The organism is Sphingomonas changnyeongensis, assembly GCF_009913435.1.
In the GTDB taxonomy this organism is placed as follows: domain Bacteria; phylum Pseudomonadota; class Alphaproteobacteria; order Sphingomonadales; family Sphingomonadaceae; genus Sphingomonas_B; species Sphingomonas_B changnyeongensis.
The window spans coordinates 1,942,296-1,965,077 of the sequence record NZ_CP047895.1 but is presented as its reverse complement, the minus strand read 5'-3'; the positions used below and the strand labels follow the sequence as shown (position 1 = coordinate 1,965,077).

Below are 22,782 nucleotides of genomic sequence, written 5' to 3'. Positions count from 1 at the left end.
GCATTCGCTAGGCAGGGGGCGGAGGAACCATGGCCGCCACCATCGCGCTCGTTGACGACGACCGCAACATCCTGACTTCGCTGTCGATCGCGCTCCAGTCCGAAGGGTTCGTGACCCGGCTTTACCCGGATGGCGAGACGGCGCTCAAGGCGCTGCTCGACAGCCCGCCCGATCTGGCGGTGTGCGATATCAAGATGCCGCGCATGGACGGGTTGGAGATGCTGCGGCGGCTGCGCGAGAAATCGGCGCTGCCGGTCATCTTCCTCACCTCCAAGACCGACGAGCTGGACGAGGCGCTGGGCCTGGCGATGGGTGCGGACGATTATATCGCCAAGCCCTTTTCCCAGCGGCTGCTGATCGCGCGCATCCGCGCGATCCTGCGCCGGGTGGAGCTGAGCCGCCCGCAGGCGGACAGCGACGCGCCGGCGGCCGAACCGCTGGTGCGCGGCGCGCTGGAGATGGACCCGGCGCGCCACCGCGTCACCTGGAAGGGCCGCGACGTCACGCTGACCGTGACCGAGTTCCTGATTCTCGAATCGCTCGCCCAGCGCCCCGGCGTGGTCAAATCGCGCAACCAGCTGATGGACGCCGCCTATCAGGACGACGTCTATGTCGATGACCGGACGATCGACAGCCATATCAAGCGTCTGCGCCGCAAATTCCGCCAGGTCGACGACCAGTTTGACGGGATCGAGACGCTGTATGGCGCGGGCTATCGCTTTGCCGAAAGCTGAGCCGCGCCGCCCGCGCGAAACCGGCGATCTGGCGCTGCGCTGGTCGGGCCGGGTGTCGCTGACGACGCGCATCCTGGCCGTCAACGTGTTCGCGCTGGCGATGCTGGCGGGCGCGTTCTTCTATCTCGACAGCTATCGCACGCGGCTGATCGACCAGCGGCTCGATCAGGCGGCGCATGATGCCCAGGCAGTGGCGATCGCGCTTGCCGCCAGCCCGGAGGCGGGCGACCGGGCGATTCTGGCCGATCATTCGTCGCTGACCGGCGCACGCATCCGCATCTATGCACCCGACGGGCGGCTGGTGCAGGACAGCTGGCGGCTGAGCCCGCCGACCTACCGGCTGCGCGACCCGCGCGAGGAACCCTGGCGCCGCCATGTCGCCCGCTTTCTCGACCGCGCGGCGGAACGGATTGTGGGCGCGCCGCTGATCGAACGCTTTGCCGAGCCGGCGGTCGACCGCGCCCAGGCATGGCCCGAAATCACCGCACTTGCCGCCGGCGGCGGCGCGCGTGTCGACCGCGCCGATCATGAGCTGTGCGAACGCTGCGGCCCGGCGACCACGCGCGTCCGCTATGCCCCGGACCGCACGCCGATGATCTCGGCCGCGACGCCGGTCAGCGGCGGCTGGCTGCTCCTCACCAGCAATGCCCGCGACATCACCCGCATCGTCCGCGCCGAACGGCTTCGCCTCGGCTTTGTGCTGCTTGGCGCGGGGCTGATGTCGGTGCTGCTGTCGCTGTTTCTTGCCCGCACCATCGTCAGGCCGCTGCGGCGGCTGGCGAGTGCGGCGATCCGCGTCAGGCTGGGCCGTGCGCGTGAAGTCGTGGTGCCCCGGCTGCCCGACCGGGGGGACGAGATCGGCGCGCTGGCCCGCGCGATTTCCGACATGAGCCAGGCGCTCAGGCAGCGCATCGACGCGACCGACGCCTTTGCCGCCGATGTGACGCATGAGCTCAAAAACCCGCTCGCCTCGCTGCGCTCCGCCGTCGACGCGCTGGAACGGGTGCAGGACGATGCGCCGCGCCGGCAGCTGCTGGCGATCATCCAGGACGATGTCCGGCGGCTGGACCGGCTGATCACCGACATTGCCGAGGCCTCGCGCCTCGATGCCGAACTGTCGCGGGCGCGTTTCGAGCCGATCGATCTGGGGCCGGTGATCGAGACGATGCTGGCCGCGCGCGAACGGCGCGGGGCCAATCCGCGCGGGGTGCAGCTGGCCTTTGCCCGGCCGCGCAAGGGCATTGCGCTGGTGATGGGCGAGGAAAACCGGCTGGTGCGCGTGCTCGACAATCTGATCGACAATGCGGTGTCCTTCTCGCCCGATCAGGGACTGGTCGAGGTGGTGGCGACCCGCATCGGCGACGAGGTGATCGTGCGGGTCGAGGATGAAGGCCCCGGCGTGCCGGCCGAGCTGCGCGACGACATTTTCCGCCGCTTCCACAGCGTGCGCCCGGCGGGCGAGCGGTTCGGCGAGCATTCGGGGCTGGGCCTTGCGATCGCCAAGGCGATTGTCGACGGCCATCTCGGCCGGATCGAGGTCGAGACGCGAGACGAGCGGCCGGCGGGTGCGGCATTCGTCATCCGCCTGCCCGCCGCCACGCCCGATGGCGGGCCGGAAAGCGCGCCGGCATGACCGGGGCCGCCCCCTCCCTCTCACCCTCCCCCGCCCCCGCGCGCATCCATGCCAGCTGCGTCGCGATCGGCGGGCGGGCGGTGCTGCTCTCCGGCCCCTCGGGCAGCGGCAAATCCGATCTGGCGCTGCGGCTGATCGACCGGGGGCGGTGCTGGTCAGCGACGATCAGGTGCTGCTCGACCGGCGCGGACAGCGGCTGTTCGCCGCCCCGCCGGCGCAGATTGCCGGGATGATCGAGGTGCGCGGCCTCGGCATCCGCCGGATCGCCTATATCACTGATATGCCTGTTGCGATGCTGATCGACCTTGCCGCGCCGCCGGAGCGCATGCCGCCCCCCGCCATCCACCGCGAGGTGGCCGGCGTTGACCTGCCGGTCATCGCCCTTGCCCCGTTCGAGGCGAGCGCGCCGATCAAGGTCGAGCTGGCGCTGGCCGACCTGGCAGCCGGGGCCGGCGCATGAGCGGGCGGATCAACCCCGCGCGGCTGCTGCTCGTCACCGGCCTGTCGGGCGCGGGACGCTCGACGGCGCTCGACACGCTGGAGGATGCGGGGTGGGAGGTGGTCGACAACATGCCCCTGCCGCTCATTGACCGGCTGCTGACCATGGCACCATCCGATGCGGTGATGGACGAGCACCGCCCGCTCGCCATCGGCATCGACACCCGCACCCGCGGCTTTGACGCCGCGCGCATGGCGACCCGCGCGGCGCGGCTGCGGGCCGAGGCCCCGTTCGAGGTCGAGACGCTGTTCCTCGACTGCGGCACCGATGAACTGGCGCGGCGCTATGACGAGACGCGGCGGCGGCATCCGCTTGCCCCCGACCGCCCGGCGCGCGACGGCATCGCCCGCGAGACCGAACTGCTGCAGCCGCTGCGCGCCGCCGCCGACCAGCTGATCGACACCACCGCGCTCAGCCGCGCCGACCTGCAGGACCAGATCCGCCGCCGCTTCGCCCCGGCGGGCGGCGCGCGCACGGTGATCTCGGTGATGTCGTTCGGCTTTGCCCGCGGGCTGCCGCGCGACGCCGATCTGGTGTTCGACATGCGCTATCTGCGCAATCCGCACTGGGACCGGGTGCTGAAGCCGCTGACCGGGCTGGACCGACCGGTCGCCGACTATGTCGCCGCCGATCCGGCGCATGACGTGTCGCTGGCGCAGATCGAATCGCTGCTGCTGACGATGGTTCCGCGCCATATCGCCAGCGGCAAGGCGTATCTGGCGATTGCCTTTGGCTGCACCGGCGGGCGTCACCGCTCGGTCCATGTCGCCGAGGAAATGGCGCGGCGGTTGCGCGATCAGGGTTTTTGTCTCACGGTATCGCACCGGGATCTTGCGACACCCCCCCAGGATGCGCTTGAAGGGCCGCCGGCACCGGCCTGATCGGCAGCCGGCTTGAAGGACTCGAAAGACTGAGATGATCGGACTGGTGCTGGTGACCCATGGACGGCTGGCGGCGGAATTCGTCGTGGCGATGGAGCATGTCGTCGGCCCGCAGGGCGCGGTCGAGGCGATCTGCATCGGTCCTGATGACGATATGGAGCTGCGCCGGGCCGATATTGCCAAGGCGATCAAGGCGGTCGATGCCGGGCGCGGCGTGATCGTGCTGACCGACCTGTTCGGCGGCACGCCGTCCAACCTCGCCATCTCGCTGATGGTGCCCGGGCGGGTCGAGGTGATCGCCGGCATCAACCTGCCGATGCTGATCCGGCTGGAAGGCGCGCGCCGCACCATGGGCGTCAAGGACGCCGTCGCCGCCGCGCGCGAGGCGGGGCGCAAATATATCTCGGTTGCATCCGAAGTGCTGGGCGAGGCGGCGTGACGACCGTTTCGCGCACCGTCACCATCACCAACCGGCGCGGCCTTCATGCCCGCGCCAGCGCCAAATTCGTGACCATGGCCAGCGCGCTCACCGCCCGGATCGAGGTGGCGAAGGACGGCGCGGCCGTCACCGGCACGTCGATCATGGGGCTGATGATGCTGGGCGCGGCGATGGGCGATCAGGTGACGATCAGCGCCGCCGGCGACGAGGCCGAGGCCGCCCTTGCCCAGCTGGTCGCGCTGGTCGAGGGCAAATTCGGCGAGGACTGAGCGGTCAGCGTGCGCCAGATCACCGGCTTTTCCAATCCGCTGGTCAAGCGGGTGCGGTCGCTGCGCGACAAGAAGCATCGCCGCCGTGAAGGGCTGTTCCTGGCCGAAGGGCTGCGGATCCTGACCGAGGCGCGCGACATGGGCGTGCTGCCCGAAATGCTGTTCCTCGCCCCCGAAGGCGCCGCCCATCCGCTGGCGCGCACGCTCATCGCCGCGACCGAGGCGGCGGGCGGCGACGTGATCGAAACCAGCGCCGACATCCTGTCCAAGCTGTCGGGTAAGGACAATCCGCAGACGCTGATCGGCGTCTATCGCGACCGGCTGACCCCGCTTGCCGCGCTCGACCGGACGGCGGCGCCGATCTGGATCGTCGCCCAGGCGCTGCGCGATCCCGGCAATCTCGGCACCATCCTGCGCACCGGCGATGCGGTGGGCGCGGGCGGGCTGATCCTGGTCGATGACTGTGTCGATCCCTTTTCGGTCGAGGCGGTGCGCGCGTCGATGGGCGCGCTGTTCACCCAGACGATCAGCATCACGCGCTGGGATGATTTCCTGGCCTGGCTGCGCGCCGGGCCGGGCACGCTTGCCGCACTCAGCCTGCGCACCGACACCGATTATCAGGCGGCACATTATCCCGCGCCGACCTTCATCCTGGTCGGCAACGAGGCGCAGGGCCTTCCTGCCGCCTATGAGGAGGCCTGCGATATCCGCGTCAAAATGCCGATGCGCGGCAAGGCCGACAGCCTGAACGCCGCCGTGGCGACCGCGGTGATGGCCTATGAGGTGCTGAACCAGCAGCGCCGGGCCTGACAACGCACGCCACAAGCCGCGCTTGGCGGGCATGAAGAATAAGGCTGTTTAGTCTACTTCATTGATTGAGAATAATCCCCACTCCAAACGGGGATCGTTCGTCATGCCTTATCCGACCATTCCGGCCGCGCTGCTGCTCGCCTCTGCCGGTCCCATTCCGGCACCCGCCGCCGACGCGGCGGTATTGGCGGCCGCCGACACCGACATTGACGATCAGGCGCAGGGCGATGTCGTCGTGGTCACCGCGCGCCGCCGCGAGGAAGGGGTGCAGGATGTGCCGCTTGCCGTGTCGGTGCTCGATTCCGCAACGCTCGACCAGACCGGCAACAACAATATCGGCCGGTTGCAGCAGCTGCTGCCGAGTTTCCAGTTCTTCTCGACCAACCCGCGCAACTCGGCCGCCAATATCCGCGGCCTCGGCGCGCCGTTCGGCCTGACCAATGACGGGATCGAACAGGGGGTCGGCATCTATGTCGATCAGGTCTATTTCAGCCGCATCGCGGCGGCGACGTTCGATTTCGTCGATGTCGAGCGGATCGAGGTGCTGCGCGGGCCGCAGGGCACGCTCTATGGCAAGAACACGACCGCCGGGGCGATCGCGATCACCACCCGCGCGCCCTCCTTCACCGCCGAGGGGCGGGGGGAGATCAGCGTCGGCAATCTGGGTTTCGTCCAGGCGCGCGGCTCGGTTTCGGGACCGCTGATCGCCGACCGGCTGGCCGCCAGCCTTGCCGTGTCGTCGACCCGCCGGCGCGGCACCATCTTCAACGTCCGCACCCAGAGCCGCGTCAACGAGCTCGACAATCTGGGGCTGCGCGCCCAGTTCCTGCTGAAGGCGACCGAGGCGATCGAGATCAACCTGACCGGCGACTATAGCCGCCAGGATCCGAACTGCTGCGCGCAGATCTATGCGCGGGTCGGCCGCACCCAGCGGCCGCTCAACCGGCAATATGACGCGCTGGCCGCCGCCTTCGGCTATCGCCCGCCCAGCACCGATCCGTTCGACCGGCTGACCGATCTCGACACCCCGCTCCGGGCGTTTCAGGAACTGGGCGGCCTGTCGCTGCGCGTCACCGCGGATGTCGGGCCGGGCGAGCTGACATCGGTCACGGCATGGCGTTACTGGAACTGGGGGCCGTCCAATGACCGCGACTTTACCGGCCTGCCGATCACAACCGTATCGGCCAATCCGTCGCGCCAGCGGCAATGGACGCAGGAAATCCGCTATGCGTCGACTGGCAACAACCGCATCGATTATGTGATCGGCCTGTTCGGCTTTCACCAGACCATCCATACCGACGGTCTGCAGGTGCAGGGCGCGGCAGCGTCGCGCTGGCTGCTCAACCCCGCCAGCGCCAATGCGAACAATCCGGCGGTGCTCGCCGGGCTGACGTCGCGCAACGACATTGATTTTTCCAACACCAGCGCCGCCGCCTTTGGCCAGCTGACCTGGCGGGTGACCGACAGGCTGCGCATCCAGCCCGGTGTCCGGATCAACCATGACAGGAAAACCGGATCCTATGTCGCGACGGTGACGACGGGCAGCGGATCGACGGTGCTCAATGCCGACCAGCGTTCGGTGCTTGCCCCGCAAAGCTACCGCGCGCGCTTTTCCGACTGGAACCTGTCGGGCGACCTGACCCTCAGCCTCGATCTCGCGCCCGATATTCTGAGCTACGCCACCTATGCGCGCAGCTTCAAATCGGGCGGCATCAACCTGTCGGGCCTGCCGCTCGATGCGGCGAACACGCCGATCCAGTCGGCGGCGACCGTGAAGCCCGAACGCGTCGATCATGTCGAAATCGGCCTCAAAAGCCAGTTCTTCAACCGCCGCCTGACCCTCAACCTTGCCGCGTTCCAGACGGCGATCCGCGACTATCAGGCGACCGTCATCAACGGCCAGCTCGGCGTGCTGCGCGGCTATCTTGCCAATGCCGGCAAGGTCCGGGTGCGCGGGATCGAGGCCGATCTGGCCGCCCGCCCGTCGGCGCGGCTCAGCCTTTACGCCAATGTCGCGCTGACCGATGCCCGCTATGTGCGCTTTGTCGACGCGCCCTGCCCGCCCGAACTGGCCGGCGGCAGCGCGGCGACCGCCGCCAGCCCCGCCGCCCCTGCCGGCACGCCGGGTGGCCCAAGCCCGGCCAATTGCGACGTGTCGGGGCAGTGGCTGCCCGGCGTGTCGCGGCTCGCGGCCTCCTATGGCGGTGAATACCGGCTGCCGGCGACGCTGTTCGGCCTGAGCGGTGAGGCCTATCTGGGCGTGGACGGCAATGCGCGGTCGCGTTTCTCGTCGAACCCGTCACGCTCGGTGCTCACCGATGTCGCCGGCTATGCGCTCACCAATCTGCGCGCGGGCTTCCGCACCGATGACCAGAAATGGCATCTGTTCGTCTGGGTCAGGAACGCATTCGACACCGATTATTTCGAGCTGCTGGCCACCCAGCCGGGCAATACCGGGCTGGTGGTCGGCCAGCCCGGCGATCCGCGCACCTATGGCCTGACGCTGTCCAGCCGCTTCTGACCCGGCAGCCGGGCTGGACAGCCGCCGGGGAAAGCCCGACAGTCGGGGCATGACCCGACTGTCCATGCCGCCTACCCGCATCGCCCTGTTCGCCGCTGCCGGGCTGGCCCTTGTCGCGGTGGCGGTGGGGGCCGGCAGGCAGGCCGGGGATCGGGACGCGGCGGAGGCCCCGGCTGCGTCCCCCGCCCCGGCTGCGCCCGCCACCGCTGCGGCACCCGCGGCGGGCGCGGGCGGCCAGCCCGCTGCCCCTGATCTCCCCAGCCTGATCACCAGGCTTGAGGCGCGGCTGCGCGAGGAGCCGGACCGGGTCGAAGGCTGGACGATGCTCGGCTGGGCGTTTTTCGAAACCGGCCGCCCGGCCGAGGCCGCAACCGCCTATCGCCGCGCCGTGCGGCTGGCGCCCGACCGCGCCGATCTGTGGTCGGCGCTGGGCGAGGCGCTGGTGATCGCCGGCGGTCCGGGTGCACGGGTGCCCGCCGATGCCGCCGCTGCCTTCCGCGCCGCTTTGGCCCGCGATCCGCGTGATGCCCGGGCGCGCTATTTCGCCGCCGTGGTCAAGGATCAGGCGGGCGACACCAAGGGGGCGGTGGTCGACTGGCTCGCGCTGCTCGCCGAAGCGCCCGCCGACGCGCCCTGGGCGGCGGAGCTGGAGGCGACGATCCGCCGCCGGGCTGCGGCGGGCGGCATCGATGTCGCGGCAAAGCTGGCGGCGCTGCCGCGCCGGCCTGCCCCGCCCGCTGCAGCTGCGCCGATGGCCGCGCAGCCCGCTGCGGCGGCCATCGCCGCCGATCCGGCCCAGCAGGCAATGATCCGGGGCATGGTCGACGGCCTTGCCGCCAGGCTCGCCGCCGATCCGCGCCAGCCCGAACGCTGGGTGATGCTGATGCGTAGCCGGATGCAGTTGGGCGAGGCGAAGGAAGCGGCAACAGCTCTTTCCAGCGCGGTCGCCGCCAATCCGGGCGCAGCCGCCGATCTGAAGCGTGCCGCGCGCGAGATGGGCGTGCCCGGCGCCTGAGAAACGACAGGCTGAGAGACGACAGGCCGGGCATAGCGGGCCGGGCACAGCCGCGCTTTAGCCGGGCCAAGCCCGCTTTCGGTTGCAATCGGGCGACGCATCCCGCATCTCGGCTGGCGTTATGGCACAGACATGGAGTCCCGACAGCTGGCGCGCATATGAGGCACGTCAGCTCCCCGCCTATCCCGACCCGGCGGCGCTCAGCGCAGCGGAGGCGGAGCTGCGCAACTTTCCGCCGCTGGTGTTTGCGGGCGAAGCGCGCGACCTGAAACGCGATCTGGCCGATGTCGGCGCGGGCAAGGCGTTCCTGCTCCAGGGCGGCGACTGTGCCGAAAGCTTTGCCGAGTTCCATCCCAACAACATCCGCGACACCTTCCGGGTGATCCTGCAGATGGCGGTGGTGCTGACCTTCGCCTCCAAGCTGCCGGTGGTGAAGCTGGGGCGCATGGCCGGGCAGTTCGCCAAGCCGCGCTCAGCCGACATGGAAGAACAGAACGGCGTCGTCCTGCCCTCCTATCGCGGGGACAATGTCAACGACATCGCCTTCACCCCCGACGCGCGGACGCCGGATCCGCAGCGCATGGTGCGCGCCTACAGCCAGTCGGCAGCGACGCTCAACCTGCTGCGCGCCTTTGCGCAGGGCGGCTATGCCAATCTGCATCAGGTCAATCGCTGGACCCATGATTTCATGGGCCGCAGCCCCTGGACCAAGAAATATACCGACCTGGCCGACCGGATCGGCGAGGCGCTGGACTTCATGGCCGCGTGCGGGATCAACCCCGAAACGGTGCCGCAGCTCAAGGGGACATCGTTCTTCACCAGCCATGAGGCGCTGCTGCTGCCTTATGAGCAGGCGCTGACGCGGCAGGATTCACTGACCGGGGACTGGTACAACACCTCGGCCCATTTCCTGTGGATCGGCGACCGGACGCGCTTTGAAGGCTCGGCCCATGTCGAGTTCCTGCGCGGCATCGGCAATCCGATCGGCATGAAATGCGGCCCGAGCCTTGAGCCGGATACGCTGCTGCGGCTGCTCGACACGCTCAACCCGGCGCGCGAGCCGGGGCGGATCACGCTCATCACGCGCTATGGCTATGACAAGATCGAGGCCGGGCTGCCGCGCCTGATCCGCGCGGTCATGCGCGAAGGCCATCCGGTGGTCTGGAGCTGCGATCCGATGCACGGCAATGTCGTCAAGGCCGCCAATGGCTACAAGACGCGGCCATTCGACCGCATCCTGGCCGAAGTGCGCGGCTTCTTCGCCGTGCACCGTGCCGAAGGCAGTTTCGGCGGCGGCATCCACTGCGAAATGACCGGGCAGAACGTCACCGAATGCACGGGCGGTGCGGTGGACGTGACCGAACAGTCGCTGGCCGACCGCTACCACACGCATTGCGACCCGCGGCTCAACGCCGCGCAAAGCCTGGAACTGGCGTTCCTGCTCGCCGAAATGCTCAACCAGGAACTGGCGGAACGGCGCAAGGCTGCCGCCTGAACCGGCCCGCAGCCCCGGTTGATCCCTGTTCGACTCGGCCGTCGCCCCAGCCGGGCGGCGGCCTTTTCCTGTGGTTTTTCCGGTCGATCCGCCTCAGGCGCGGATCCGCGCCGCCGGCTGCCCGGCGGCAGCCGGCCTTCGTCATGGCGGCCTTAATCACTTGAAATCGTTTGCAATCATTGGCCGTTACATAGGCTCGACCACCGCGCCACATCTGCGATTTGAGGCAAATACTTTGCTTGCCAAATAATATTTCCCGTTCATCTTTAGATCAGCCCCGTTGACGCGCCTAAAATGTGCTTTAAATGCAGTGCGTCCGAAACGGAGGTAATAATGGCCGATATCGACCTGTCGCCAAATATGATCGAACTGGCGACCGAGCTGACGATCGCCTGGCTGAACAACCCCAATAACCGCGCGGGCGCCGAAGATGTGCCGGCTTTCCTCAACAAGATGCATGCGACGCTGACCGGCCTGTCCGCGCATGAAGAACAGCCGGGCGAAACTTCGGCCGAAACCGGGATCGAACCGGCCGTTTCGGTGCGCAAGTCGCTGGCGTCGAAGGACGTCATCATCTCGCTCATCGACGGCAAGCCCTATAAGTCGCTGAAGCGTCATCTGTCGCGCCACGGCCTGACCCCGGAACAGTATCGCGAACGCTATAAGCTGAAGCCCGATTATCCGATGGTCGCGGAAAACTATGCGAAGCAGCGCCGCGACCTCGCGCTCAAGATCGGTCTCGGCTCCAAGGGCCGCGCCGCCCGCACCGGCGCGAAGACGCCGGGGCGTCCCGGGCGCAAGCCGGCCGCGAAGGGCGAATAAGGCAAGCCGCGCCGGGTGACCGGCACCAAGCTGGAGCGGTTTTCGATCCGATTGCATCGGATCGGCCGCTCCAGCCCTTTGTCAGACTCCTTATTCCGCGCCGCCGGCTGGTCTCACCCGGCTTGACAGCGCACCAGCGCACGACCAGCCCCGACCGCGATCAACGCCTGCCCGGCAAAATAAAGCGGCCAGACCAGCAGTGTCGCCGGCGATCCGGCGAGCGGCCCCAGACCGGCAAAGATCAGCAGATCGGAGATGACGAACAGCAGCGCCCCCGATGCCGCCAGCCTGAACCGGCTGAGCGCGGCCATCGCCGCCATCGCGGCCAGCCCGCTGCTGTAAAACGCGATGCCTGGCGCCGCAGCCCGGTCGGTGGGCAAGGAGGCGGCGAGCGCAACGACGCCCGCAGCCAGCGCCGCCACGGCGACCATCGCCGCCCGGGATGCGCGCCCGCTGCGGTGCCGCCAATAGAAAGGCACGGCCAGCACATGGCCGGCCAGAAACGCAACCGCCCCCACCGTCAGCGACACGGCATCGAGCAGCACGTCGCCAAGCGCGCCCAGCGCGAGCACAGCGGCCAGCCAGCGCCCGTCCCGCCCCGGCACCGCCGCGAACACCCAGGCCGCGAGCAGCGCCACGCCCAGCCCCTTCCACGCGATGATCAGCGCCTCCGGCGCGTGCGGCAGCAGATGCGCGGCGGGCCAATAGCTGGCCCCGGCACAGAGCGCCGCGATCAACAGCCCGCCTGTCCGCCCGCGCCAGATCCCCGCCATACCGTTCTGCCCCATATTGCACCCCTTTGCGGTCATGCTATCCGCCCGGTGCATGACGGCCAATCACGACATTCACATCATCGGCGGCGGGCTCGCCGGATCCGAAGCCGCATGGCAGCTGGCCGAGGCGGGCTGGCATGTCCGCCTGTCGGAAATGCGCGGCGTGGAGGCAACGCCGGCGCACCACACCGACGCGCTGGCCGAGCTGGTCTGTTCCAACAGCTTCCGGTCCGACGATGCCGACAGCAATGCCGTCGGGCTGCTGCACGAGGAGATGCGCCGGCTGGGGTCATTGATCATGGCGCAGGCGGATCGCCACCGCGTGCCCGCCGGATCGGCGCTGGCCGTCGACCGTGACGGATTTGCGGGGGGCGTCACCGCGGCGCTGGCCGGGCATCCCCGCGTCACGCTGGTGCGCGAACGGGTCGATGCGCTGCCGGCGGACGGCCCGGCCATCATCGCCACCGGCCCGCTGACCGCGGCGGGCCTTGCCGGATCGATCGGCGCGGCGACCGGGATGGACCAGCTGGCGTTTTTCGACGCCATCGCGCCCATCGTCCACCGCGACAGCATCGATTTCGACATCGCCTGGTTCCAGTCGCGCTGGGACAAGGGCGATGGCCGCGATTACATCAACTGCCCGCTCGACCGCGACCAGTATCAGGCCTTTGTTCAGGGCCTGCTCGACGGCGAAAAGACCGAGTTTCGCGAGTGGGAAAAGGACACGCCCTATTTCGACGGCTGCATGCCGATCGAGGTGATGGCCTCGCGCGGGCCGGAAACGCTGCGCCACGGGCCGATGAAGCCCTTTGGCCTGCGCGATCCACGCACCGGCCACCGTCCCTATGCGGTCGTCCAGCTGCGTCAGGACAATGCGCTCGGCACCTTGTGGAACATTGTCGGCTTTCAGACCAAGCTCAAATATGCCGAGCAGGTCAGGCTGTTCCGCACGATTCCGGGGCTTGAGCAGGCGGAGTTTGCGCGGCTGGGCGGGCTGCACCGCAACACCTTCATCAATGCTCCCCGGCTGCTCGACGGGCAGCTGCGGCTGAAATCGGCGCCGCACATCCGCTTTGCCGGGCAGATCACGGGGTGCGAAGGCTATGTCGAATCGGCTGCGATCGGCCTGCTCGCCGGCCGGTTTGCGGCGGCGGAGCTGGCCGGCGGCGCGCTCCCTGCCCCGCCGCGCACCACCGCGCTCGGCGCGCTGCTGGGGCATATCACCGGCGATGCCGATGCCGCGACCTATCAGCCGATGAACGTCAATTTCGGCCTGTTCCCGCCGGTGGACGGCGATGTCCGCAAGGCCGAGCGCAAGGCGCGGCTGACCGGCCGGGCGCGCGCCGATCTTGGCGGCTGGATGGGCGTCGCGGCCTGACCCCGGGCGGGCGGCCCCGCGCGATCCTCTCAGCCGCCTTCGGCCTCGGCGGGCGGCGGACAGGGCGTGCGCGGCGGCGCGCGGCGCGGCGGCCTCGTGGTCGCAAACTCGGTCCGGGTCAGCTTCTGGTCACGGTCGGCGTCGGCGGTTGCAAAACGGTCGATCGTCTTGTCGGCCCATTCCTCGAACGACAGCCGGCCATCGCCATCGGTATCGAGCCGCCGGAACGCCTTGACCCGGCTGGCGAGATATTCGTCGCGCACGACTATTCCGTCTCGGTCGCGGTCATAACGGTCGAACCGCCGCTGCTCGCGTGTGCGCTCGCTGGCCTCGGGCGGCAAAGGTTCGGCCAGACCGGCCTCGGCAGCGGTCTGCGGGGCGGACGCGGGCACCAGCGGGGCCGCGCGCTCCTCCCGGCCCGACCACCAGACAAATCCCGCGCCCAGCGCGAGCGCCAGTGCGGCCATCCCGGCCATTATCCGCATCATGCCGCACCCCCGCTTCTGAATGCGGAACGCTAGGTCAGCCGCCCCGATCCCTGCCAGTCAATGATCCGGAACCGATGCTTTTCACTCAGCGGCGCGCAATCCGGAACCAGAGCGCGCGGGCAATGCGGCGCGGCGCGCCCTGCCGCGCCGGCTGAGGCGCGCGGGCATCGGCGCGGGCCAGCACCGCCAGCAGGCCGAGCGGCGCGAGCGGCCTTGGCCAGCGTCGCGGCAGCCGCCCCAGCTCGGCACGGGCCAGCGCGAGCGCGCGGCCGGCACTGGCCGGATCGGTCAGCCGCCGCGCAGCATCGATCAGCGCCCAGAGGCGTCCGGCGGCAGCGATCTCATCATCAGGAAGACCGGTCGGGCCAAGCAGATCCGCCGCCGCTGCAAACAGCGCCGCACCACGTGCCTCAGCGTGCAGGGACAGCGCCGCCTCGTCGAGCGGCGGAGCGTCGAGCAGCGCTTCCCAGCCATCGATCAGCGGCAGCAGCCGCGCCGGCACCACCTGAGGACAGGCGGCCAGCGCCATGAGCAGCGGCTCGGCCGGCGCGGGCGCGGTGCCGAGCCCGTCCAGCGCCTGATGCCACCAGGTCAGGCGCATCTGGCCGATCGCCGGCTGGCTGGTCGTGACGACAATGCCCGCCAGCCGTTCGTCGAGCTGCCACAAAAGCGCGAGCGCACCGCGCCGCTCTGCGTCCGCATAGGCAAGCGCCAGCAGGCGTTCGGGATCGGCAATTTGCGGAGCCAAAGGGCAAAATCCTGTTAACCAAGCCTGTTAGCCCATGCTTAGCCGGGGGCGCGCATAACCGGCAACAGGGTCGCCGCATGATCCGGGCAGAAGCAGAGTCATGGCCGCACCAGACACTCTTTATAGGCCGAACGCCGGGTTCCTCGCACGGTTTCGCGCAAATCGCGCCGGCAACACCATGGCGATCATCGCCGCCGGCATGATCCCGCTCGCCGGCTTTGCCGGCGCGGCGGTGGACATGGCGCGGCTGTATGTCGTCCGCACCCGACTGCAACAGGCATGCGATGCCGGGGTTCTCGCCGGGCGCAAATTCATGACCGGCGGCACGCTCGACGCCACGTCGCGCGATCGGGCGCAGCAGTTTTTCCGCAACAACTTCACCAGCGGCTGGTTCAGGACCAGCAATCTCGTGTTCACACCTGCGGACACCGGCGACGGCCAGGTGCGCGGCACGGCATCGGTGTCGGTGCCGATGGCGGTTATGGGCATGTTCGGCTTTCGCGCGCGCGCGCTCAACGTGTCGTGCGAGGCGCGGTTCGACGTGCCGGATGCCGACATCATGTTCGTGCTCGACACCACCGGATCGATGGCCTGCACCCCGGCGCGCAACACGTCGAGCTGCAACAGCTATACCGGCTCGGTGACGGCGGTGCAGGTCGGCAATGTCTGGGCGGTGCCAGAGGAAAGCGGATCGCGCATCGCCGGGCTGAAGCTCGCGGTGCTCGATTTCTACGACACCGTCGCCAATGCCAAGGATCCATCGACGCGGATCCGCTACGGCTTTGTTCCCTATACCTCGACGGTCAATGTCGGGCGGCTGCTGCCGTCCAGCTATCTGGTCACCGACACCTGGACCTATCAGTCGCGGCGCATCGTCGGTGAACAGTTGACCGGAACCGAAACCACCGGCCCGTCGATCGCCCGCATGTCGCAGGCCGACTGCAACGCCTATCGGCTGCGCAGCCCGGCCACCGGCTTTCCGGCAACGCTGACCTATGGCAGCAACTCCAACTGGACCGCCGCGACAGGCAGCAACGCGCCGGGGACCTGCTCCACCCGGCAGCGCCCGCTTACCCCGATGTGGCGCTATGAACCGGTCGATCATGACGTCTCGGGCTATGTGCAGGGCAATGCCGTCCCCGATCCGACCAAGCTGGGCGTGACCTCGCCGGTTTGGGCGGGCTGCATCGAGGAACGGCAGACAAGCGCGCTGTCGACCTTCACCAACCCGCTGCCCGCCGATCTCGACATCGATCTGATCCCCAACTCGCGCGCGACGCGGTGGCGGCCGATGTGGCCGCAGGTGATCTACAATCGCGGCGGCAACGCAGCCGAGGACAAGATTGACAATTCGGCAGACGGCCACAGCCTAGACTGGCGCGCGACGACCAACAACAACCGCGGCGGCTTCAACACCTGCGTCAAACAGGCGCGGCGGCTGGCGGAAATGACACGGGCCGAAGTGTCGGGATACGTCAACGCAGCCGATTTCACCCCCCATGGCGGCACCTATCACGATGTCGGCATGATCTGGGGGGCGCGCTTCCTGTCGCCGACCGGGCCGTTTGCGGCCGACACCGCCGCGCGCACCAATGGCGATCCGCCCAACCGCCATCTGATCTTCATGACCGATGGCGACATGGCACCGAACGATGCTATCTACGGCCTTTACGGCTTTGAACGCCGCGATCAGCGCGTGCTTGGCGGTGCGGCGTCGAGCGACCTGACCAACCGGCACAATGCCCGGTTCAGCGCGATCTGCGAGGCCGCCAAGTCCAAGGGCATCACCGTCTGGGTCATCGCCTTTTCGCAGAGCATGACGACACGGCTTGAGCAATGCGCGTCGCCGGGCAAGGCCTATTATGCGGCCAACACCACCCAGCTGCGTGACGCGTTCCGCGAAATCGCCTCGCTGATCGCCGAACTGAGGCTGACCAAGTGAGCCGCGCCCCCGCGCCCCGCCACCCCGGCCCCGGCGCCGCCGGCACCGACATCGCGCGGCGCCTGCCGGCGGTGCTGGCCGACGCGCGCGGATCGACGATGATGGAGTTCGCGCTGATCGCGCCGACGATGCTGCTGATGCTGCTCGGCGGGATGGATCTCGCCTATCGCTCCTATGTCACCTCGATCGTCGAGGGCGAGGTGCAGCGTTCCGGCCGCGATTCGACGATCCAGGGGGTGCGGAACGCAGCGACGCGCTCGACAACCGCATCCGCGCCCAGGTCGGCACCGCGCTGCGCAACGCCACGGTGACGACCAGCCGCGAGTTTTATTCGACCTTCCTTGCGACCAAGCCGGAACGCTTTGTCGACAGCAACAACAACAATCGCCGCGATCCCGGCGAATGTTATGACGACATCAACGGCAACAACCAGTGGGATGCCCGCCCCGGCCGGTCCGGCCAGGGTGGTGCCAAGGACGTGACCCTTTACCGCGTCACCGTCACCTATCCGCGGCTGTTCCCGATCGGGCGGATGCTCGGCCTGTCGAACACCGAACAGATCGTCGTCCAGACCGCGCTCAAGAACCAGCCCTTCGCCGCCCAGTCGGTCGCACCGGTGGTCAATCGATGCACATGATCCGGTCCATGATCGCGCGCCTTTCCACGCGCCTGTCGCCCACCCGCCTGTTGCCGGCACGGCTGTCGGGCAATGCGAAAGGCGTCGCCTATATCGAGTTCGCCTTCAGCCTGCCGGCCTTTATGGGGCTGAGCATGTACGGCATCGAGGTCGGCAATTACGCGCAGATGCAGATGCGCGTCAGCCAGATCGCGCTGTCGCTGGCCGACAATGCGTCGCGCGCGGGCAGCAGCAACCGGCAGACCAACCTGCAGGAGCTGCGCGAGGTCGACCTGAGCGACGTGCTCGAAGGCGTGCGGATCCAGGGCGGGTCATTGCGGCTGCTGCAAAATGGCCGCGTCACCCTGTCGAGCGTGGAAACCAACGCCTCGGGCGGGCAGACGATCAAATGGCAGCGCTGCCTGGGGCTGCGGCAGGGAACCGGCTGGGATTCGAGCTATGGCCGCGCCGGCGACGGGGCGACCGGCAACGCCTTTGCCGGCATGGGGCCGACGGGATCGCGCGTCACCGCCCCGCCGGGATCAGCGGTGATGTTCGTCGAAATCAACTACCAGTATCAGCCGCTGCTCGGCGCGTGGCTGATCGGGCGGCCGCGCATCCACTATATCGCGTCGTTCGTCGTCCGTGACCGGCGCGACCTGAGCCTCAACAGCGGCACCGGCATCATCGATCCGGCCCCCAGCATCGGCAATGCGCGGCTGACCTGCGACAAATACACGGTCTGAACCGCCGCCCGGCCCGAACATCTCCGGGCCGGGCGGCAAAAGCTCAGCGGTAGCAGACCCGCCTGACCGCCTCGACGACGCGCGCGGCATCGACGATCGCCAGCTTTTCAAGATTGGCCGCATAGGGCAGCGGCACATCGGCATTGGTGACGCGCAGCACCGGCGCGTCGAGATCGTCGAACCCGTCCTCCATCGCGATCGCGGCGATTTCCGACGCGATCGAGCAGACCGGCCAGCCTTCCTCGACCACCACCAGCCGGTTGGTGCGCGCCAGGCTTTCCAGCACCGTCTGCCGGTCGAGCGGACGCAGCGTGCGCAGATCGACGATTTCGGCCTCGATCCCCTCGCCGGCCAGCTGTTCGGCGGCATCGAGCGCGACGCCCACGCCGATCGAATAGCTGACGATGGTCACATCGCGGCCCGGCCGCACGATCCGCGCCTTGCCGATCGGCAGCACGAAATCGTCGAGGCGCGGCACGTCGAAGCTGCGGCCATAGACCAGCTCGTTTTCAAGGAACACGACCGGATCCTCGCTGCGGATCGCCGCCTTGAGCAGCCCCTTGGCATCGGCCGCGTCATAGGGCGCGATCACCACCAGGCCAGGGACGCTTGCATACCAGGGGCCGTAATTCTGGCTGTGCTGGGCAGCGACGCGGCTGGCGGCGCCGTTCGGCCCGCGGAACACGATCGGGCAGCGCATCTGGCCGCCGGACATGTAGTTGGTCTTCGCCGCCGAGTTGATGATGTGGTCGATCGCCTGCATGGCGAAGTTGAACGTCATGAACTCGACGATCGGGCGCAGGCCGCCCATCGCCGCCCCGGTGCCGATGCCGGCAAAGCCATATTCGGTGATCGGCGTGTCGATCACGCGGCGCGGCCCGAACTCGTCGAGCAGCCCCTGGGTGACCTTGTAGGCGCCCTGATATTCGGCAACCTCTTCGCCCATCACGAACACGCGCTCGTCACGGCGCATTTCCTCGGCCATCGCATCGCGCAGCGCCTCGCGCACCGTGGTGCGGACCATTTCGGTGCCGGCCGGCACCTCGGCAGCGCGCGGAGCCGCCGGGACCGGCGCGGGCTTCGCCGCCACAGGTGCCGGAGCCGGCACGGGTGCAGGAGCGGGAGCCGGCGCAGCTGCCGGTGCCGGGGCGGCGGCTTCACCTTCCCCGGTCAGCGTCGCGATCACCGTGCCGACCTTCACATTGTCGGTGCCCTCGGCCACCAGGATCTCGGCGACGACGCCTTCGTCGACCGCCTCGAACTCCATCGTCGCCTTGTCGGTCTCGATCTCGGCCAGAATGTCGCCCGAACGCACGGCATCGCCGGGCTTGACCAGCCAGCGGGCAAGCGTCCCTTCCTCCATCGTGGGGGACAGGGCCGGCATCTTCAGTTCAATCGCCATCAGTAGGTTTCCACCAGCACGTCGGTGTGGAGTTCGGACAGGTCCGGCTCGGGCATGGTTTCGGCAAAATCGGCCGCTTCGCCGACGATGCGGCGGATCTCGCGGTCAATGTCCTTCAGTTCGGCCTCGGTGACGCCAAGCGCGCCCAGATCGCGCGCCGCCTGGTCGATCGGATCGGATTTCTCCTTCACCGACTGCACCTCGTCACGGCTGCGATATTTGGCCGGATCGGACATGGAATGGCCGCGATAGCGATAGGTCTTCATCTCGAGGATGACCGGCCCCTTGCCGCTGCGCACCCAGTCAAGCGCGACCTCGGCCGCGCCGCGACAGGCGAGCACGTCCATCCCGTCGACCTGGATGCCGGGGATGCGGAAGCTTTCGCCGCGGCGATAGAGCTGGTCTTCCGCCGAGGAGCGGTTGACGCTGGTGCCCATCGCATATTGGTTGTTCTCGATCACGAAGATGATCGGCAGCTTCCACAGCTCGGCCATGTTGAAGCTTTCATAGACCTGGCCCTGATTGGCCGCGCCGTCGCCGAAATAGGCCATGCAGACGCCGCCATCGCCGGCATATTTGTGCTTGAACGCCAGGCCCGCGCCCAGGCTGACCTGCGCGCCGACAATGCCGTGGCCGCCATAGAAGCGGTGATCGGTCGAGAACATGTGCATCGACCCGCCCTTGCCGCGCGAAATGCCCGCGGCACGGCCGGTCAGTTCGGCCATGATGACCTTGGGATCGATGCCGTAAGCCAGCATATGGCCATGGTCGCGGTAGCCGGTGATGACGCTGTCCAGCCCCGGGGTCAGCGCGGACTGGAGGCCGACCGCCACCGCTTCCTGACCGATATAGAGATGGCAGAACCCGCCGATCAGGCCGAGGCCGTAAAGCTGGCCGGCCTTTTCCTCGAACCGGCGGATCAGCAGCATCTGGCGGTAAAGCTCCAGGAGCTCATCCCGGCCGGGCTGATAGCGTTGCGGCTCGGGCGGACGCTCGCGGTTCGGGATGGCGGGCGGCGCTGAGGCTGCCTTGGGCTTTGCGGCTCTGGCCAAGATGATATCCCCTTCTGTCGAGGGCTGGAGAGAGGTTGGTGAGCGACGCCTATAGTCCGCCCGCGACCGAAATCGCAACGGCTGGATCGTCCGTCAACGCGCGCCGGTCGTAGCGTCAGGCGCGGGCGTGGAGGGCGCGTCGGGCAGCTCGTCCATCGGAATGATGATCTCGTCGGGATGGACGAGGCCCAGTTCCTTGCGGATCAGCTCGTCGGCCATGTCGGGATTGGCCTTTTTCGGATCGAGCAGGGCGACGCGGTTGGCGATGATCCGCCGCTGCTCCTCGACCCGCGCCAGTTCGGCCTCGCGCGCGGCGAGCGCCCGGCGATAATCGCCAAGCGCCAGCACGCCATTGGGCCCGACCAGCGCATAGCCCCCGAAAAAACCGATCACGAGCAGCGCGGCCGCCGGACCGGCGACCGACCTGAGCAGATGAAGGGCATTGCGGGGACCAGCCATTAACCTGTTGAATCACAGCCGAGTCGGCGAATCAACCCGCTTTGTTGCGAAAAATGGCCGCACCGGCATAGCGCGCCTGGCTGCCCAGCTGTTCCTCGATGCGGATCAGCTGGTTGTATTTGGCGAGCCGGTCGGAGCGGGCAAGGCTGCCGGTCTTGATCTGGCCGCAATTGGTGGCAACCGCCAGATCGGCGATCGTCGCATCCTCGGTCTCGCCCGAACGGTGCGACATCACCGCCGTATAGCCGGCGCGCTGCGCGGTCGACACCGCCTCCAGCGTCTCGGTCAGCGTGCCGATCTGGTTGACCTTGACGAGCAGCGAGTTGGCCAGCCCCCGGTCGATGCCGTCGGCCAGCCGGCGCGGATTGGTGACGAACAGATCGTCGCCGACGAGCTGGACCTTCCCGCCAAGCCGGTCGGTCAGGATCTTCCAGCCGTCATAATCCTCTTCGGCCATGCCGTCCTCGATCGAGCGGATCGGGTAGCGGGCGCACAGATCGGCCAGATAATCGGCCATTTCGGCCGGCGACAGGCTGCGCCCCTCGCCATCGAGCGCATAGCGGCCGTCGCGGAAGAACTCGGTCGCCGCGCAGTCGAGCGCCAGCACCACATCCTCGCCGGGACGATAGCCCGCCGTCTCAATGGACCGCATGATGAAATCGAGCGCATCGGCCGGCGAGGCGAGATTGGGGGCAAAGCCGCCCTCATCGCCCACCGCCGTCGCCAGCCCCTTGTCGTGCAGCGCCTTTTTGAGCGTGTGGAAAATCTCCGCGCCCCAGCGCACCGCCTCGCTCAGGCTGTCGGCGCCGACCGGCATGATCATGAATTCCTGGAAATCGATCGGATTGTCGGCATGGGCGCCGCCATTGATGATGTTCATCATCGGCACCGGCAGCATGTTGGCCGAAACGCCGCCGACATAGCGGTAGAGCGGCAGGCCGCACGCCTCAGCCGCCGCGCGCGCCACCGCCAGGCTGACGCCCAGAATGGCATTGGCCCCCAGACGGCCCTTGTTCTCGGTGCCGTCGAGCGCGATCATTTCGGCGTCGATTTCGGTCTGATCCTCGGCATCGCGGCCGATCACCGCCTCGGCAATCTCGCCATTGACCGCGGCCACCGCCTGCTTGACGCCCTTGCCGAGCCAGCGCGCCTTGTTGCCGTCGCGCTTCTCGACCGCTTCGAACGCGCCGGTCGACGCGCCCGAGGGCACGGCGGCACGGCCGAAGCTGCCATCTTCCAGTGTCACATCGACCTCGACCGTCGGATTGCCGCGACTGTCGATGATCTGACGGCCATGAATGTCGATGATTGCGGTCATGGAAGGGTTTTCCTACATCTGGGACGTAACGGCGTTGCCCTATCGGCGCTGCCGCCGGAACGCAAATCCGGCGCGGGCGGCGCGGAACCCGGTCGCCCGGCCGGGGGTTGATGCGAAACAGTTTTTTTCGCGGCAGAAGGAGGATTCCCATGACCGATGTCAGCCAGCTTCCCAATGACACGGCGGACAAGCTGACCGGGACCCCGGCCAGTGACGACGTGAAGCCCGACACGGCGGGCAGCACGGGTGACGAGACGGCCGACGCGGCGGAGAACGCGGCGACACCGGAAGGATCGACGGTCGAGCGGCTGCGGACCCAGTTCGGGGCCTTTGCATCTGAAGCGACCGGCAAGCTGCGCGACGCCGCCGGCCAGGGCAAGGAAAAGGCCGAAGGCGCGCTTGAGGAAGCGGCGCGCTTCCTGACCGATGCCGCGCGGACGATCGAGGACAAGATCGGCCCGCAATATGCGCGCTATGCCGTCAACGCCGCCGAGAGCGTGGCGGGCTTTGCCGCATCGGTCCGGCGCAAGGATGTCGAGGAGCTGGTCGATGATGCGCGCGAAATGGTGCGCAAGAGCCCGGCGGTCGCCATCGGCGTCGCGGTGGGCGTCGGCTTCGTGCTTGCCCGGCTGGTGCGTGCGGGGCTGGACAATAACGACGACGGCGACAGCCAGCCCTCCGCGCCGACAGACGGTGCCGCCAGCACCGGCGACGCGGCCTGATCGCGCCCGCCGGCCGGCCG

Annotated in this window: 23 protein-coding genes and 1 pseudogene; 17 read left to right on the top strand and 7 right to left on the bottom strand. The window is 68.3% G+C overall.

The window, feature by feature from the left end; translation table 11 throughout:
* Positions 1–29 precede the first annotated feature (29 nt).
* From GVO57_RS09720 to GVO57_RS09670, 11 genes and pseudogenes are all read left to right on the top strand, one after another.
* A complete protein-coding gene (locus GVO57_RS09720) occupies positions 30–734 on the top strand; it encodes a response regulator transcription factor (RefSeq protein ID WP_160592978.1) in 705 nt (234 codons plus the stop codon).
* On the top strand, positions 703–2,367 hold the full coding sequence (locus GVO57_RS09715; RefSeq protein WP_160592977.1) for a sensor histidine kinase: 1,665 nt from the start codon (positions 703–705) through the stop codon (positions 2,365–2,367). Before GVO57_RS09720 ends, GVO57_RS09715 begins: the two co-directional genes overlap by 32 nt.
* Positions 2,364–2,827 (top strand): annotated as a pseudogene (locus GVO57_RS09710) (HPr kinase/phosphorylase). The gene GVO57_RS09715 and the pseudogene GVO57_RS09710 overlap by 4 nt, the downstream one beginning before the upstream one ends.
* On the top strand, positions 2,824–3,747 hold the full coding sequence (gene rapZ / locus GVO57_RS09705; RefSeq protein ID WP_160592976.1) for an RNase adapter RapZ: 924 nt from the start codon (positions 2,824–2,826) through the stop codon (positions 3,745–3,747). The pseudogene GVO57_RS09710 and the gene rapZ overlap by 4 nt, the downstream one beginning before the upstream one ends.
* Before the next feature lie 34 nt (positions 3,748–3,781).
* A complete protein-coding gene (locus GVO57_RS09700; RefSeq protein WP_160592975.1) occupies positions 3,782–4,186 on the top strand; it encodes a PTS sugar transporter subunit IIA in 405 nt (134 codons plus the stop codon).
* A complete protein-coding gene (locus tag GVO57_RS09695; protein WP_160592974.1) occupies positions 4,183–4,455 on the top strand; it encodes an HPr family phosphocarrier protein in 273 nt (90 codons plus the stop codon). Before GVO57_RS09700 ends, GVO57_RS09695 begins: the two co-directional genes overlap by 4 nt.
* A 9-nt stretch (positions 4,456–4,464) precedes the next feature.
* On the top strand, positions 4,465–5,265 hold the full coding sequence (locus GVO57_RS09690; protein WP_160592973.1) for a TrmH family RNA methyltransferase: 801 nt from the start codon (positions 4,465–4,467) through the stop codon (positions 5,263–5,265).
* A gap of 103 nt (positions 5,266–5,368) precedes the next feature.
* Complete coding sequence (locus GVO57_RS09685) at positions 5,369–7,786, top strand: TonB-dependent receptor (RefSeq protein WP_160592972.1); 2,418 nt, start codon at positions 5,369–5,371, stop codon at positions 7,784–7,786.
* A gap of 49 nt (positions 7,787–7,835) precedes the next feature.
* Entirely contained in the window at positions 7,836–8,801 is a 966-nt protein-coding gene (locus GVO57_RS09680) for a tetratricopeptide repeat protein (RefSeq protein WP_160592971.1), read from the top strand.
* 121 nt (positions 8,802–8,922) lie between these two features.
* Entirely contained in the window at positions 8,923–10,296 is a 1,374-nt protein-coding gene (locus tag GVO57_RS09675; RefSeq protein ID WP_160592970.1) for a class II 3-deoxy-7-phosphoheptulonate synthase, read from the top strand.
* 333 nt (positions 10,297–10,629) lie between these two features.
* Positions 10,630–11,118 (top strand): MucR family transcriptional regulator, encoded by a 489-nt coding sequence (locus GVO57_RS09670; protein WP_160592969.1) that lies wholly within the window; start codon positions 10,630–10,632, stop codon positions 11,116–11,118.
* A 113-nt stretch (positions 11,119–11,231) separates the two neighbouring features.
* Here GVO57_RS09670 and GVO57_RS09665 read toward each other — a convergent pair whose 3' ends face one another.
* A complete protein-coding gene (locus GVO57_RS09665) occupies positions 11,232–11,906 on the bottom strand; it encodes a lysoplasmalogenase family protein (protein WP_233281321.1) in 675 nt (224 codons plus the stop codon).
* A 37-nt stretch (positions 11,907–11,943) separates the two neighbouring features.
* Between GVO57_RS09665 and trmFO the strand changes: the two genes are divergently transcribed.
* Entirely contained in the window at positions 11,944–13,269 is a 1,326-nt protein-coding gene (gene trmFO, locus GVO57_RS09660; protein WP_160592968.1) for a methylenetetrahydrofolate--tRNA-(uracil(54)-C(5))-methyltransferase (FADH(2)-oxidizing) TrmFO, read from the top strand.
* 29 nt (positions 13,270–13,298) lie between these two features.
* Here trmFO and GVO57_RS09655 read toward each other — a convergent pair whose 3' ends face one another.
* Together GVO57_RS09655 and GVO57_RS09650 are read right to left on the bottom strand one after the other, a co-directional pair.
* Positions 13,299–13,745, bottom strand: coding sequence for an EF-hand domain-containing protein (locus GVO57_RS09655; protein ID WP_233281320.1), 447 nt, complete (start codon positions 13,743–13,745; stop codon positions 13,299–13,301).
* A 97-nt stretch (positions 13,746–13,842) separates the two neighbouring features.
* Entirely contained in the window at positions 13,843–14,505 is a 663-nt protein-coding gene (locus tag GVO57_RS09650; RefSeq protein ID WP_160592966.1) for a squalene/phytoene synthase family protein, read from the bottom strand.
* 178 nt (positions 14,506–14,683) lie between these two features.
* On the opposite strand from GVO57_RS09650, the gene GVO57_RS09645 reads away from it, so the two are divergent.
* The 4 genes from GVO57_RS09645 to GVO57_RS09635 are packed head-to-tail and all read left to right on the top strand — an operon-like array spanning position 14,684 to position 17,809.
* Entirely contained in the window at positions 14,684–16,447 is a 1,764-nt protein-coding gene (locus tag GVO57_RS09645; RefSeq protein ID WP_233281319.1) for a Tad domain-containing protein, read from the top strand.
* Positions 16,444–16,758 carry a TadE/TadG family type IV pilus assembly protein gene (locus GVO57_RS15035; RefSeq protein ID WP_233281318.1) on the top strand — a complete coding sequence of 105 codons (315 nt, stop codon included), beginning with the start codon at positions 16,444–16,446 and terminating at the stop codon, positions 16,756–16,758. Before GVO57_RS09645 ends, GVO57_RS15035 begins: the two co-directional genes overlap by 4 nt.
* Positions 16,755–17,084 (top strand): hypothetical protein, encoded by a 330-nt coding sequence (locus GVO57_RS15030; RefSeq protein ID WP_233281317.1) that lies wholly within the window; start codon positions 16,755–16,757, stop codon positions 17,082–17,084. The genes GVO57_RS15035 and GVO57_RS15030 overlap by 4 nt, the downstream gene beginning before the upstream one ends.
* Positions 17,085–17,092: 8 nt before the next feature.
* Complete coding sequence (locus GVO57_RS09635) at positions 17,093–17,809, top strand: TadE/TadG family type IV pilus assembly protein (protein WP_160592964.1); 717 nt, start codon at positions 17,093–17,095, stop codon at positions 17,807–17,809.
* Positions 17,810–17,852: 43 nt separating this feature from the next.
* Here GVO57_RS09635 and GVO57_RS09630 read toward each other — a convergent pair whose 3' ends face one another.
* The 4 genes from GVO57_RS09630 to eno form a co-directional block, all read right to left on the bottom strand.
* A complete protein-coding gene (locus tag GVO57_RS09630; RefSeq protein WP_160592963.1) occupies positions 17,853–19,211 on the bottom strand; it encodes a pyruvate dehydrogenase complex E1 component subunit beta in 1,359 nt (452 codons plus the stop codon).
* Positions 19,211–20,218: a pyruvate dehydrogenase (acetyl-transferring) E1 component subunit alpha gene (gene pdhA, locus GVO57_RS09625; protein ID WP_233281565.1), complete on the bottom strand. Its 1,008-nt coding sequence runs from the start codon at positions 20,216–20,218 to the stop codon at positions 19,211–19,213. The genes GVO57_RS09630 and pdhA overlap by 1 nt, the downstream gene beginning before the upstream one ends.
* 138 nt (positions 20,219–20,356) lie before the next feature.
* A complete protein-coding gene (locus tag GVO57_RS09620) occupies positions 20,357–20,722 on the bottom strand; it encodes an FtsB family cell division protein (protein WP_160592961.1) in 366 nt (121 codons plus the stop codon).
* A 31-nt stretch (positions 20,723–20,753) separates the two neighbouring features.
* Positions 20,754–22,040, bottom strand: a complete 1,287-nt coding sequence (eno, locus tag GVO57_RS09615) for a phosphopyruvate hydratase (protein ID WP_160592960.1) — start codon at positions 22,038–22,040, stop codon at positions 20,754–20,756.
* Between the two features lie 149 nt (positions 22,041–22,189).
* On the opposite strand from eno, the gene GVO57_RS09610 reads away from it, so the two are divergent.
* Positions 22,190–22,762, top strand: a complete 573-nt coding sequence (locus tag GVO57_RS09610; protein ID WP_160592959.1) for a hypothetical protein — start codon at positions 22,190–22,192, stop codon at positions 22,760–22,762.
* The last annotated feature ends 20 nt before the right edge of the window (positions 22,763–22,782 follow it).